General features: G+C 58.4%; 6 protein-coding genes. 4 read left to right on the top strand and 2 right to left on the bottom strand.

The genetic code is table 11. From position 1 onward, the window contains the following. Positions 1 to 149: 149 nt before the first annotated feature. The 3 genes from IEX75_RS22715 to IEX75_RS22705 all read left to right on the top strand — a co-directional run bounded on the left by IEX75_RS22715 (position 150) and on the right by IEX75_RS22705 (position 7,869). Positions 150 to 3,221 (top strand): TonB-dependent receptor, encoded by a 3,072-nt coding sequence (locus IEX75_RS22715; RefSeq protein ID WP_188798085.1) that lies wholly within the window; start codon positions 150 to 152, stop codon positions 3,219 to 3,221. A 323-nt stretch (positions 3,222 to 3,544) separates the two neighbouring features. Beyond that, positions 3,545 to 4,333 carry an AMP nucleosidase gene (locus tag IEX75_RS22710; protein WP_188798083.1) on the top strand — a complete coding sequence of 263 codons (789 nt, stop codon included), beginning with the start codon at positions 3,545 to 3,547 and terminating at the stop codon, positions 4,331 to 4,333. Between the two features lie 344 nt (positions 4,334 to 4,677). After that, positions 4,678 to 7,869: a TonB-dependent receptor gene (locus IEX75_RS22705; RefSeq protein ID WP_188798082.1), complete on the top strand. Its 3,192-nt coding sequence runs from the start codon at positions 4,678 to 4,680 to the stop codon at positions 7,867 to 7,869. 117 nt (positions 7,870 to 7,986) lie between these two features. On the opposite strand, the gene IEX75_RS22700 is transcribed toward IEX75_RS22705, so the two are convergent. Then, a complete protein-coding gene (locus IEX75_RS22700) occupies positions 7,987 to 9,588 on the bottom strand; it encodes a tetratricopeptide repeat-containing sulfotransferase family protein (RefSeq protein ID WP_188798080.1) in 1,602 nt (533 codons plus the stop codon). Between the two features lie 760 nt (positions 9,589 to 10,348). Here IEX75_RS22700 and IEX75_RS22695 point away from each other — a divergent pair. Then, positions 10,349 to 13,513: a TonB-dependent receptor gene (locus tag IEX75_RS22695; protein WP_229721039.1), complete on the top strand. Its 3,165-nt coding sequence runs from the start codon at positions 10,349 to 10,351 to the stop codon at positions 13,511 to 13,513. Between the two features lie 107 nt (positions 13,514 to 13,620). Here the strand turns inward: IEX75_RS22695 and IEX75_RS22690 are convergent, their stop codons facing one another. Beyond that, on the bottom strand, positions 13,621 to 15,090 hold the full coding sequence (locus tag IEX75_RS22690) for an efflux transporter outer membrane subunit (protein WP_229721038.1): 1,470 nt from the start codon (positions 15,088 to 15,090) through the stop codon (positions 13,621 to 13,623).

Genomic DNA, 15,090 nt, shown 5'->3' with positions numbered 1-15,090 from the left:
ATCGCGTAACCACAGGGGGATTTGCCAGGTGATGCGTAAGGGTTTCTTGGCAAAGACGGCGTGGTGCCCTGCTTGTTCGGGGCTTGCACGAGCAGTTCGTGCAGGCCGTGTTTTTTGGCCCAACGGGCTTCCTGGGGAGATTTCAAATAATGACTAAGCACCACTTGATCGGCGCGGGTAAGCCTCGCCGTCACGCTCTTGCTGCGGCTCTTGCAATCAGTTTCGGTTTCACTGGCGTGGCCATGGCGCAGTCCACGACCGGTTCGTTCTTCGGCCAGGCGCCGGTCGGCGATTCGGTAACGGTGACCAGCCAGACGGGCATCAACCGCGACGTGACGGTGGATGGCACCGGTCGCTATCGCATCGCCAACTTGCCGGTTGGCGTCTATACGGTTCAACTGAAAAAAGATGGCGCCGTTGTGGATACCCGCAACGACGTGACCCTCAACGTGGGTGTGGGCACGGAAGTCAGCTTCGCGGCCAAGACCCTCAATACCGTGACGGTGAGCGCCAACTCGATTCCACAGATCGACGTGACCTCGGTCGACTCGCGTTCGGTGATTACTTCCAAGGACCTCGAGCGCCTACCGCTCGGCCGTACCGCTGAAGCGATCGCATTGCTGGCACCGGGCGTGGTGCAGGGCAGTGGCTTCTTCAATAACTCGCTCTCCTTCGGTGGCGGCAGCCCGAGCGAGAACGCTTACTACATCAACGGCTTCAGCAGCTCCGATCCGCTGTCCAACCTGGGCGGCGTGGGCTTGCCCTACGGTTCGATCGATCAGCAGGAAACCTACATTGGCGGCTACAGCGCGAAGTATGGCCGTTCCGATGGCGGCGTGATCAACCAGATCGGCAAGCAAGGCACCAACGAGTGGCACTTCGGCGGCCAGATGATCTGGGAGCCGCGCTTTGCCGAGTCCGATCCGGTGAACCGCTATTACCCGAACATGGCGCTGCCGGCTGGCTACAGTTATCCCAAGCTGGCTAAGCCGCTGGCAGGCACGATTTACCAGGCTCGCCAGAACGACAAGCAGTGGCGCACAGTGTATGACGCCTACGTGGGTGGTCCGTTGATCAAGGACAAGCTGTTCTTCTTCCTGGCGGCGGAATCGGAGAAGGTGGAAGGCACCAGCACCAATACCTCGGATGCTTCGCAGGCTGCGTACCTCAAGTACACCAACAAGCTGCAGAAGTTCTACGGCAAGATCAACTGGAACATCACCGACAACAACCTGCTGGAACTCACGCACATCGTGAACAAGCAGCCGGGTGACGCTGGCAACATCGATCCCACCGGCAATCCCGCGATTTCACCGGAGGTGAGCTCGGGTGAATACTACGGTTACAACTACAGCACGGGTAAAACGGGTGGTGCGCTCGGGCTGTACCCGATCTGGTCGAAGAATTCGACCACGCTCGACATCATCAAGTACACCGGCTACATCACGCAGGACCTGACGGTAAGCGCCACCTTCGGCAAGAACAAGGTGACCAACTTCACCGAGATTCCGGGCCAGAATGCAACCGATCCGTTTATCGCCAACCCGATCAACCAGAATCCGGCCTACACGGGCGGTGGCACGATCACGAACAACAACACGGTTCGCCTGATCAACTCGCCTGATGCCAAGACCCGTACGCATGGTCTGCGTTTGGATGTCGATTACCACCTGGGTAGCCATGATCTGTCCGTGGGTATGGACAACATGTATTACCACGCTGCCGATCAGGGGCAGATCACCAGCGGTCCTGGTTATGCGTGGTACTACTTCGTCACCAGCACGCCGAACGATCCGATCAACAGCTATTCGGCGGCACCGGGTACGCCTTATTACGTGCGTCAGCGCATTTTCCACGATGCCACCAGCATGTCCGTCGCGCAAAAAGCGTACTACCTGGAGGACAAGTGGCAGGTGACCGACCGCTGGATGCTCGATGTTGGTCTACGCAACGACAGGTTCACCAACCTCAACAACTCCGAGCAGCCCTATGTGCGCAGCGGCAACCAGTGGGCTCCGCGCTTGGGTGCAAGTTGGGATGTGTTCGGTGATTCCAGTATGAAGGTGTACGCCAACCTCGGCCGTTACTACCTCGCCTTGCCGAGCAGCGTAGCGATCCGTGGTGCTTCGGCATCCACCTATACCGATCAGTACTTCACCTATACCGGTATCGCTGCGAATGGTGCTCCGACCGGCGTGACCGCACTGGGGCCGGCGCACTCGGCGGATAACGAATACGGTGTCACGCCCGATCCGAAGACGTTCACGGCCACCAACCTGCGTTCGGAATTTCAGGACGAGTTGATCCTGGGCTTCGACAAGACGTTGGGTTCCAGTTGGACGACGGGCGCGAAGTTCACCTTGCGCAAGCTGGAAAGCGCGATCGATGACGTTTGCGATACAGGCAGGATTGCCGACAAGCTGACGTCCATGGGGCTGGATGCAAGTCAGTACGTCACCGACCAGCCAGGCTGCCGACTGTTCAACCCGGGTCACAGCAACGACTTCCTGGTCGCGCGCGCGGACGGCAGCGGCTACACCAAGGTGACGATGACCACCAAGGACTGGGGCTTCACCGACGGCGCGAAGCGCAAGTACTACGCGATGAACATGTACTTGGAGCATCCGTTCGACGGTAAGTGGCAGGCGCGCCTGGATTACACCTTCTCGCGCAGCTACGGCAACACCGAAGGCCAGGTGCGTTCGGATATCGGCCAGACCGACGTCAGCAAGACCGAGGACTGGGACTTCGCTGCGCTCATGGCGAACGCCAACGGCGTGCTGTTCAATGACCGCACACACCAGATCAAGGCCTATGGTGTTTACGCGATTACGCCGGAATGGATGGTCTCGGGCCGCATCCTGGCAACCTCGGGTGCGCCGAAGAGCTGCCTTGGCTATTACCCCGCGCCGGACACCGATCCGTCGGGATACGGTGCGGCCTACCATTACTGTTTCGCCCAGCCGTCGGCTCCGGGTGCAGCGGGCCGCATGCCCTGGAACACGCGTCTGGACCTGGGTGTGATGTATCGCCCGATGTTCGCGCAACAGAAGTTGGCCTTCGGCGTGGATGTATTCAACGTGCTGAATCGCCAGGTGCCGACTCAGTGGAGTGCCACCAGCGAGTCCGCATCGCCCGGCACGGTGCTCAACAGCTATGGACTTGGCATGTACTACACCCAGCCGCGTTACGTGCGTTTCTCGGTGTCTTACGACTACTAAGTTGCAACGAGTCTCTCTTTTACCAGAGGGACTTATTTACTTCGCACACGCCTCGGTTATGCCGAGGCGTGTTTTTTTGCGTGGTTTGTAGGTTGGGTTAGCGCAGCGTAACCCGACATATTCGAGGCAGTGGCGCTGGGTTACGCTGCGCTAACCCAACCTACGAATCGTCATCGAAATTTTTTTGGGGCTGGTGGATGGGATATGGACACCAGTGTTGGATCAGGCTCTAAGATGGTGGGTGTTGAGACTTGGCACCCTGCCGGCGTGGCGTCGCCGGTAACGCGTGGCGCAGGTGCGTCACGCCGGAACAAGAGCTTTGCATGAAGACCAAATACGAGATCGTCACCAACTGGCTGCCGCGCTATACCGGCATGTCGCTCGAACAATTCGGCAGCCACATCCTGCTTACCAATTTTGGTCATTACGTCGACCTCTTCGCGCAATGGCATGGCGTGGAAGTGCAAGGGCGCGATCGGCCCATGCCCAGTGCGACGGCCGATGACATCACGCTTATCAACTTCGGCATGGGCAGCCCCAATGCCGCCACGGTGATGGATCTGCTGAGTGCGATCCAACCCAGCGCGGTGTTGTTTCTTGGCAAATGCGGCGGCGTGAAAAAGAAGAATCAGCTTGGCGATTTGATTTTGCCGATCGCTGCCATTCGTGGCGAAGGCACCAGCAATGATTATTTGCCACCCGAGGTGCCAGCGTTGCCTGCATTCCAATTGCAGCGCGGTGTCTCCACCATGATCCGCGACCTTGGCCACGACTATTGGACCGGTACGGTCTACACCACCAATCGGCGCGTATGGGAACACGACGAGACATTCAAGGAGTATTTGCGCCGCACACGCTGCATGGCTGTGGATATGGAAACGGCCACCATCTTCGCCGCCGGCTTCGCCAACCATATTCCTTGTGGTGCGCTCTTGCTGGTTTCCGATCAACCCATGATTCCGGAAGGGGTGAAGACCGAGCTGAGTGATCGCAGCGTCACGGCGCAGTACGTGGAGGCGCACATCCGGATCGGCATTGAGGCACTAAAGCTGGTGCGCCGGAATGGACGGAGTGTTAAGCATCTGCGATTTGAGGACGAGCCGGGGGAATGATCCCCCGCGTTTCCTTGCGCAATTTGACCCAAAAGCTTGCGATAAGCTGACGATCTGCGCGTAAATTTTGCGAATGACCGGTTGTAGCTCACGCGAGACATGATCAATCGTAAGAAAATGCTTTCATCCGTAATTATTTATTGTTGACTTTGTGTTATTCGAGCGCTTAATTTTCGGGACAACAAAGTGCTAAAGGTCCGTTAAGCAAGTTATTTTGGACCAGGCAATTTGGTGGTGATGGGAAAAAAACCGTCCGTTTGTGATTTGGCGGGGGAGGGACCTGCGCCAGACATGACGTTCCCTGACGGTCCCATCTCTTTTCTCTTACTGCTGGGGACCCCCTAATGGACATTAAAAAGTTTGTGCCCGCATCCACCAGGATGCCGGTTCGTCACACCGCACTGGCTGTTGCAGTGGCGATGGGTTTCGGTTTTTCCGGACAGGTGCTGGCGCAGGCCACCACCGGTACGATTTTCGGTCAGGCACCGGTCGCCGCTGGCGAAACCGTGCAGATCGTTGGTGGTTCGGGTTTCAATCGCAGCGTTGCGGTTGGCCAGGACGGTCGTTACAGCATCACGCTGCCGGTCGGCACGTATGATGTGATGTTGATGCAGAACGGCCAGACGCTTCAGACCAAGCAGGGCATTACGGCGCTGGCCGCGAAGTCCGTCGCGGTTGATTTCGTGACGACGTCCGCAACCGGCGCGACAAAGAGCCTGTCGTCAGTGATGGTGACTGCCAACGCCATTCCGCCGATCGACGTGACGTCGACGCAGGAAAGCACCGTTATCACCTCACAGCAGCTGAAGAATCTGCCGCTGGCACGCACAGGTGCGGCGATTGCGCTGCTGGCGCCGGGCACCGTGCAAGGCGCCAGCGCACTCGGCAACGGCCCGACCGGTGAGCCACTGGTTTCGTTCGGTGGCAGTTCGGTCGTTGAGAACGCCTACTACATCAACGGTTTCAACACCACCGATCCGGTTGCTGGTTCAGGCGGTATCACGCTGCCATACGGCGCGATCGCCCAGCAGGAAACGCTGACCAATGGTTATGGCCCCGAATACGGCCGCTCCACCGGCGGCGTGATCAGTCAGGTCGGCGCCAGCGGCACCAACACGTGGCATTTCGGTGGCGCCGTGTTCTTTACGCCGGAGGGCTTGCAGGGTAACCAGGGCAATGTGTACTACAACAACCCTGCGATTACTTCAGGCAATACGTCGCCGGGCAGCTTGCTTGACTATCGCAACAAGAACACGCAGTGGGAGCAGGTGTACGACGCTTACGTCGGAGGCCCGCTGATCAAAGACAAGTTGTTCTTCTTCTTGGCAGCCGAAGCCGACCATCACAACAACGACAATGTCGGTCAGAACGTCGGTACGCCGTTCGTGTATCAGAACAGCTATTCCAATCCGAAGTACTACGGCAAGCTGGACTGGAACATCACCGATTCGAACACCCTGTCGTGGACCACGGCCAGGAATTCGGAGCAGTACAACGGCGCGTTCTACAACTACGACTACAACACCAAGACACAAGGTGATTTCGCCGGCTTCGAACCGTCGTTTAAAGACACCTTCACCATGAACATCTTCAAGTTCACGTCGTACATCACGGACGACCTGACCTTGAATGTTTTGTTCGGCAAGATGAACGGCACGTACTTCACACAGCAGCCGGGCGGACTTCCGGATGTTCCCAACGTCACCAACCCGCAATTTCAATCGGTCAATGGTGTAACGCCCAACAATGGTGCTGGATACTCCAACACCCAGGTCAATCCGACTTTCCCCAATCCGGCGCATAAGTCGACAGAAACGAACTTCCGTTTCGATCTTAGTTACAAACTGGGCAACCACACGATTGCTGCGGGTCTCGACAACCAGACCACACGCGATATCAATGACGGTGTGCTGCCGACCGGGCCTGGTACGGGTTACCAATGGGTGTATCAGAACACCGCCATCGCGGGTACGCCGATTGCGGGCACCACGCCGGGTTTCGCTCCGTATGTGGCACCTATCAATGGTGCCAACTACGTACAGAAGACGGTATTCCAGACTGCTACCACGGTGCAGGTGAAGCAGTACGCGCAGTACATCAAGGACACCTGGCAGGTTACCCCCAACCTGTTACTGAACCTCGGCCTGCGTAACGACCAGTTCACCAACTACAACCCGAATGGTCAGGCATATGTGCGACTGACCAAGCCGCAGTGGGCGCCGCGTCTGGGTTTCAGCTGGGACATCCTGGGCGATTCCAGCATGAAGTTGTTCGGCAATGCGGGCCGTTACTACTTGGCGCTGCCGACCGGTGTGGCCTTGCGTGAAGCGTCGGCCTCCACGTTCACCTCGCAGTACTACACCTATACGGGCGTCAACACGGACGGTACCCCGACGGGCCTGACCCCGATTTATTCGTGCGGCCAGACCTGCGGCAATGGCGTGCCGGTGTCGTTGAACAACGAATACGGCGCGGCGCTTGACCCCTCGACGGTGGCTTCGCAGAACCTGAAGGCGTCGTACCAGGATTCGTTCGTACTTGGCTTCCAGCACCAGTTTGCACCGAGCTGGGATTACGGTGTGACCGCAACGTGGACCAAGTTGAACCACATCATCGACGATACGGGTGAAGGCCCGCTCGCCATCTGTACCGCTTTGCTTCAACAGAACCCCGGCCTGCTCAATCAGCCGGCCGCATCGGGTGCCACCTGCGGCCCGAGCATGTATGTCAACGCCAGTATCCTGATCAACCCGGGCAGCACCCAGCAATACAAGATCAAGAACCTCAACGGTGGCTATTCCTACGCGACGGTTAGCCCGGATACGTTGGGCTTCCCGCCGGCTTTCCGTAACTTCTACTCGCTGGAGATGTACCTCGAGCACGTATGGGACGGTAAGTGGTACGCCAAGCTCGACTACGTGTACTCGAAGAGCTACGGCACGTCCGAGGGTCCGGTGCAGTCGAACATTGGCCAGGGTGGTACCTCGCAGTCGGCGACGGAGCAGTGGGACTACACGGCGATCATGTCGAATGCCAACGGCTTGCAGGCTAACAACCGCAAGCACGTGTTGAAGGCCTATGGCACCTACCAGTTCCTCCCAGAGTGGTCGGTCAGCGCCGTGTTGCAGTTGGCGTCTGGCACGCCGGTGTCCTGCTTGGGTCTGTACGGCCCGAACCAGAGCAACCCGGGTCTCGCCTACGGTCCGGGTAACTACCACTGGTGCGGAGGCAACCCGACGCCGACCGGTACGACCGGCTTCACGCCGTGGATTCACACGCTGGATCTGGCACTGCAATATCGTCCGGAATGGGCGGACAAGAAGCTGGCCTTCCAGCTGCAGGTTCGCAACATCGCCAACGAGCAGAAAGTCACCCAGATGGTGTCGAACTACGGCAGCACGGGTTCGCCGAACGCCTTGTACAAGTCGGCCGTTGCGGTTAACTCTGCGATTAACAATGGCGCAGCTACCTACATGGGTTATGAAGCTGTGGAGCAGCCGCGTACCGTCCAGCTCGGTGTCACGTACGACTGGTAAGTCAGGCATCGCGCCGAAGCAGTTGGGTTGCCAATTGCTTCGGCAGTTACTTTTGAATCAAACAAAAAGCCGCCGAGTCATCGGCGGCTTTTTGTTTTAATCCCGCGTTTATAGGCGTTACGGTCGGTCTTTCGTTAGATGTGTGCGAAGCGGTTCCAACTGCTTTGCGTAGTGTGCGCTACGTGCGGTGTCCTTGCGTAGTGGCTGGCGCACTTGTGCAGCGCTGGCGGTGCTCAGCACCACGCGCGACGTCTTGTGGAAGTTGAGGCAAGCCGGATCGAAGGGCAGGTTGCAGAAATCCAGCAGTCGTCGCGTTTGGGTTTCCGGATCGGCGAGCAAGGCCTCGTACGAGAAATCGAGAATCTGTCCTGGATAGTGCTGCTGCCAATAGCGGCTGAGTCGAGCGAAATCTTTGTAGTAGCTCGCCATGTCGTCCAGGTCATAACTGAAGTGCGAGCCGTTGCTGAAAAGCTGGCGATAGCAGGCAAAGCAAGTTTCCACCGCATCACGATGGCAGTTCACGATGCGCGCGCCTGGCAGCATCGCCAACAGAGCACCAACGTGTTCCCAATTGAGCATGTTTTTGTCGGTGAACAGCGGACGTTGCTCCCGCCAGCGTGCTGTGCGCGCCAGGTATTCGCGGCCGAGCCGTGCCCAGTCGTCGGCCGTAGCATTTGCCACCCAGTTCGGAAAAGGCTGTTTGCGACGCTTCGATTCGGCTTCGAGCACCTGTGGGAGATCAACGATCTCATCAGCCCCCTCAACTTTTGGGTGCGAGGCAAGGATCTGTTCGATCAGTGTCGAACCGGAACGCGGCAGGCTGGCGATGAAGATGACCTCATTGCCCAGCTCAGGATCCATCGGCGTGGGTAGAGGACGATCGAATGCCGCCATGATCGCGTCCACATACGCACGTTCAACCGCTGCGTTCCAATGCACTTGCCGACGCTTCAATGCGTTAGCCTCGCGCAAGACGTCGAAGGCTTCGGCGTATTGCGCCTGATCTTCCAAGGCCTTGGCCAAGGCGAACCCCAGCGAAACGCGTGCATCCGCAGGCACATTCGGTTTGCGAAAAGCGCGCTGCAGGCGGATGGTGTCATCACTACTGAGCGGCTCGGTCTTCAGGTTGGCCAGTGCATACCATGCATCGGCATGCTCAGGATGGCGTCGAACTACTTCGCGGTATTCCGTCACGGCATCTGCGATGCGGCCGAGACCGACCATGGCATCGGCCAGGCTTATTCGCGCCAACGTATGCGCGCCATCCACCGCTAATGCTTGCTGCAAAGCCTCGCATGCTTCCTCGCGGCGAAGCTGCACTTTCAGCGCCTTGCCCAGGTTGTACCAGGCTGAGGCCATGTCGGGCGCCAATGTGCAGGCCTGGCGGAGGCTGGCAATGGCCTCGTCGGCATCACCGCTTTCGTGCAGGGAAATACCAAGGCCCATCATGGTGATCGCATCATGGGAACCCAGTGCCAGCGAGCGCCGTAGATGCGTTACCGCCGTGGCGTGATCGCCGCGCATTTGGTTGGCCACACCCAGCAGCCGATAGGCTTCGGCGGCGCTCGGTGCCATCGCCAATACGCCAGTCAACGAACGCTCCGCAGCATCGGGATCGGACCGGCTCAATGCTTTGCCTGCTTCATCCAGCAGCCGGCGCGCAGCGGCGGATAGACCCGCCGTGCGGTCGAGGGGAGGGTGAGGCCGATCTGCCGCCATGGTGTTTCTCGTCTGTAGTGGATCGTAGTCAAACAAGCTGCTCCCGCAAGCCGAGCGCTTGCTGGAATGCAAACGAATGCGGTGCCGAAATCCTCGCATCCATAAGGCTCGCGAGTCGCAGAGGCTGGGATGACCATCGTAAATTGTGTTCGCGCAGCGTAACTCAACCCGTCCGGACTGTTGGGCGCCATCCGTGCCGGCAGACTATTTTTTGGTAAATGCGGCGATCGATAAAGAGAAAAATCAGCGGTGATTTGATTTGCTGATCGCCGTCATCTGTGACGAAGACATCAATAATGATTATCGGTTGCCCGAGGAGCTGGTGCTGCCGACATTCCCATTGCGGAGTCGAATGCGTCGGAACGGACGGATAAGCATCTGGAACTCGAGGGCGAACTGGGAACAATTTCCGACTTTTCTTGCGCCGTTTGACTGTGAGGCTTGCGATAAACTGACAGTGTACGTATGAATTTTTAAACTAGTCCGACAAATTGCATGGCAAGCCGCATAAAAAAGACGGTTAATCGTAAAATATTGCCGATTGACGTAATTATTTACCATTGACTTTTTGTTACTCCAGCGCTTAATTTCCACGTCAGCAAAGTGCTAAAGGCCTGTTAAGTTCTGGGCCACGCAATTTGTAGGGGATGGGAAGGAAGTCGTCTGTCCGTGATCTGGCCGGGGTGGGACCCGCGCTGGGTAGGGATGTTCGCTGACGGTTCTGCCTCTTTGTTTTTCTTGCTGCTGGGGAGCACCTTAAATGAGCGTTAAAAAGTTTGTGCCCGCATCCAACCGGATGCCGGCGCGTCATACTGCGTTGGCTGTTGCAGTTGCGATGGGTTTTGGTTTTTCGGGACAGGTGCTGGCGCAGGCCACCACCGGTACGATTTTTGGTCAGGCACCGGTCGCCGCTGGCGAAACCGTGCAGATCGTCGGTGGTTCGGGTTTCAACCGCACCGTTGCGGTGGGTCAGGACGGCCGTTATAGCGTCACGTTGCCGGTAGGCACATACACCGTGACCCTGGTCCAGAATGGCCAGACTGTTCAGACCAAGCAGAACGTCACGGCGCTGGCCGCGAAGTCTGTCGCCGTCGATTTCGTGACCGCCGGTGGCGGCACAGAGACCGCGAAGAATCTGTCTTCCGTGATGGTGACGGCCAATGCCATCCCGCCGATTGACGTGACTTCCACGCAGGAAAGCACCGTCATCACTTCCGAGCAGCTGAAGAATCTTCCGCTGGCTCGCACGGGTGCTGCCATTGCCTTGCTTGCTCCCGGTACGGTGCAGGGCTCCAACGCATTGGGTAGCGGTCCGACTGGCGAACCGATGGTGTCCTTCGGTGGTTCGTCCGTGGCCGAGAACGCTTACTACATCAACGGCTTCAATACGTCTGACCCGCTTGGCAACGCTGGCGGTATCACGCTGCCCTATGGCGCGATCGCCCAGCAGGAAACGCTCACCAACGGTTATGGCCCGGAGTACGGTCGTTCCACCGGCGGCGTGATCAGCCAGGTGGGCGCGAGCGGTACCAATACCTGGCACTTCGGTGGCGCCGTGTTCTGGACGCCGAAGGGGATCCAGGGTACGCCGGCCAATGTGTATTACGAGAACCCGGCCTATCCCGCCGGCAGCGGCCCCCAAGGCGTGGGCAGCATCCTCGATTACCGCAATAAAGACCAGACCTGGGAACAGATCTACGACGCCTACGTGGGTGGCCCGCTGATCAAGGACAAGTTGTTCTTCTTCCTGGCTGCAGAAGCCGACAAACAAAACCAGACGGACACGGGCTCGACCGCTACGCCGTATGTCTATAACAACCGGTTTAGCGATCCGAAGTACTACGCAAAGCTGGATTGGAACATCACCGATTCGAATACGCTGTCGTTCACGGACATCCGGTCGTCGGAGAGCTACAACGCCAGTTACGACAATTTCGATTACGCCACGCGTACGGAAGGTGGCTTCGCCGGATATAACCAGTCGTTCAAGCATACGTTCAACATCTACATCGGCAAATTCACGTCGTACATCACCGATGACCTGACTTTGAACGTGCTGCTCGGCAAGATGGACGGCTCGTATTACACGGTGCAGCCAGGCTCCAACAACAGCCTGCCTTCCATTATTGGTGCCACCAACCAGAACCCGGCTTATTGCCCAAGCCTGGCTTGCACCAATTCCAACATCAACACCAACATCAACAATCCGAGTCACAAGTCGGAGAACATCAACTTCCGTTTCGACCTGAGCTACAAGCTCGGCGATCACACGCTGGCAGCTGGTATCGATAACCAGACCACGCGCGATATCGACGATGGTTCGATCATGACCGGGCCGGGTTATGCATGGCAGTACCTTACGGGTACGCCTGGTGTGCCGCTCGTCGGCAACGCTGGTCCGATTCCAGCAGTCGGTCCTTACGTAAGTGCGATTAACTCGCCGTACTACGTGCAGAAGTACATCTTCCAGACCGGCACCACCGTACAGGTGACACAGCGTGCGCAGTACATCAAGGACACCTGGCAGGTCACTCCGAACCTGTTGCTGAACCTGGGTCTTCGTAACGACGAGTTCCAGAACTACAACCCGTATGGCCAGGCATATGTGCGCATGACCCGGCCGCAGTGGGCGCCGCGTCTGGGCTTCAGCTGGGACATCCTGGGTGATTCCAGCATGAAGCTGTTCGGTAACGTCGGTCGCTACTTCCTGGCGCTGCCGTCGGGCGTTGCGCTGCGCGAGGCCTCGCCGTCCACGTATACCGGCCAGTACTACACCTACACGGGAATCGATGCCAATGGCTTGCCTACCGGCCTGACGCCGATCTACTCGGTTGGCCAGACTGCGGGTCTGGGTGTGCCGGTTTCGCTCAACAACGAGTATGGCCAGAAGCTCGATCCGGGCACGGTGGCTGCGCAGAATGTGCGGCCGGAATACCAGGATTCCTATGTGCTGGGCTTCCAGCAGCAGATCAATCCGTCCTGGGATTATGGCGTAACGGCGACGTGGACCAAGCTGGGTCGCATCGTTGACGATACGGGTGAAGGCGCTTTGGCGGTCTGTCAGGCCATCCTGGCGCAGAACCCGGGTCTGGCCAGCCAGCCGATCAATCTGAATGCCAACTGCGGCAACAGCCTGTATGTCAACCCCAGCATTCTGATCAACCCGGGCTCGAGCAACCTCTACAAGGTGCAGAACCTCAATGGTGGTTACGCTTATGGCTGGGCGGGTCCAGCTCAGCTGGGCTTCCCGCGTGCCTACCGCAATTACTACTCGCTGGAGATGTTCCTGGAGCATCCGTGGGACGGTAAGTGGACGGCCAAGCTCGACTACGTTTATTCGAAGAGCTATGGCACCACCGACGGCCCGGTGCAGGCGAACATTGGTCAGGGCAGCACCTCGGTGTCGGCCACGACGCAGTGGGACTACGGCCAGATCATGTCGTACGCCAACGGCGTCCAGGCCAACTCGCGCAAGCATGTGCTGAAGGGCTATGGCACGTACCAGTTCCTGCCGGAATGGTCGGTCAGCGGTGTGTTGACGCTGGCTTCGGGCACGCCGACGGACTGCCTTGGCTTCTACGGTCCCAACCAGAGCAACCCGGGTCTGGGTTACGGCAGTTTCACCCACTGGTGCGGCGGCAACCCGGCACCTCCGGGCAGCACGGGCTTCACGCCCTGGATCCATACCCTGGATCTGGCGGTCATGTATCGTCCGGAATGGGCCGACAAGAAGCTGGCTTTCCAGCTTCAGGTTCGCAACGTCACGAACGAGCAGAAGCTCACTCAGGTCAGTTCGCAATACGGCACTACAGGTTCGTCAATCCCGACGTACAAGTCGCCCTTCATCTATCAGACCTATGGTTATCCGGTAGCTGCGATCGAAGCGCCGCGTACCATCCAGATCGGCATCACTTACGACTGGTAAGCAATACCACTCGAAGTGGCCGATGCCGGCCACTTCGGACTAAACAAAAAAGCCGCTGGATATCCAGCGGCTTTTTTGTCGCGCAAACACACAAGAATCACTGGACACTATGGCGTTCCAGAAGGGTCTTTCCATCCGCCGCCCAGCGTTTGGTAAAGAGCTACCGTGTCGGCGTAGCGCGCTGCGACAGCCTGGATCCTGGTTACCACGGCCTGCTGATACGCCTGCTCCGCGGCGAGCAAAGCCAGGCCGTTGGTGGCACCGAATTGCAGTTGCTGTTGAGTGAGATCGCGTGTCTTGCGGGTGGCAGCTTCGGCTTGCGTCGCGGCGGTGAGCGCTTTGCTGTCTTCATCCAGTGCGTATAGCGTATCGGCGACATTCTGGAAGGCGGTCAGCGCGACGTTGCGGTATTGCGCCTTAGCTTGATCCAGCGCTGCTTCGGCGGCGCGTTGATGATGTTTCAGCGCGCCAAAATCGAACAGCGTCTGCGACACGGTGCCGGTCAAACTCCAGAACACGTTGTCGTCGGTGAACATGCGGCTGAACTGGGTCGCACTGCCGCCGTATTGTGCCGAGATGGAAAATTGCGGCAGCCGGTTCGCGACCGCTACGCCGACTTCTGCGCTGGCTGCATGCACCTGGGCTTCGGCGGCCAATACATCCGGACGTTGGCGAATGATTTGTGCCGGCAGGCTCAATGGCAATGACGCGGGCAAGCGCAGTGTTGCCAGTTCGAGATCGGTGTCGCCGGCTTGCGATGGCGGTTCTCCAAGCAATACTGCCAGCAAATCTCGTGTTTGTTCGAGCTGTTTCTCCAGTACGGGCAGATTTTGCCTGGCCTGCGCAAGCGCAGTGGCTTGGGCTGCGACGTCCAGGCCGGTGGCTCCACCCATGGCGGCTTGCTGCTGCAGAATGGATAGCGCGTGGGCATCGGCGTCGATCATCGCCTGTGTCGCCTGGATCTGTTCACGCAGGCTTGCCGCCTGCACGGCCGCGTTCACGACGTTGGCGGCAAGCGTCACATACGTTGCGTCAAGCTCGTAGCGCTGCATGTCTGCCTGCGCGCTTAGCGATTCCACCTCACGGCGATTCGCACCGAACACATCGGCCACATAGCCCACGGTCAACTGCGCGGTGTGCAAGCTGTAATAGGTTTGTCCCGAGCTAAGCGTTGGCGAAATCGTGCCCACGGCGTTGCGGTTGCGCGAGGGCGAATAGCTGGCTTGTATCGCGGGAAAATAACTGGCGCGTTGCGCAGCAACGTTTTCTTGCGCCTGCCGCAGTGCCGCTTGCGCTGCGTCGATGGTGGGATTGTGCGCCAGGGCGCGTTGCACCAGATCGTTCAAGGCCGGCGAATCGAAGGCACGCCACCAATCGCGTTGCACCGCTTCGCCTTGCATCAGGCGCTGTGCGTCATGCGTCGAAGCATCGCCGATCGTTTTGGGTGTGGTCGCACGCGTAAAACTATCCGGCAATGGCACATTGGAGCGATGGTAGTCAGGGCCGACGGCGCAACCCGCACTGAGCGTGATCAGCGCAAGGATCCCCACTCTGCATGAGCAAGCAGGTATGTTCAT

Source organism: Dyella nitratireducens, from assembly GCF_014642835.1.
Classification (GTDB): domain Bacteria; phylum Pseudomonadota; class Gammaproteobacteria; order Xanthomonadales; family Rhodanobacteraceae; genus Dyella_B; species Dyella_B nitratireducens.
The sequence above is the reverse complement of the archived record's forward strand: the minus strand, read 5'-3'. Positions and strand labels throughout refer to the sequence as shown.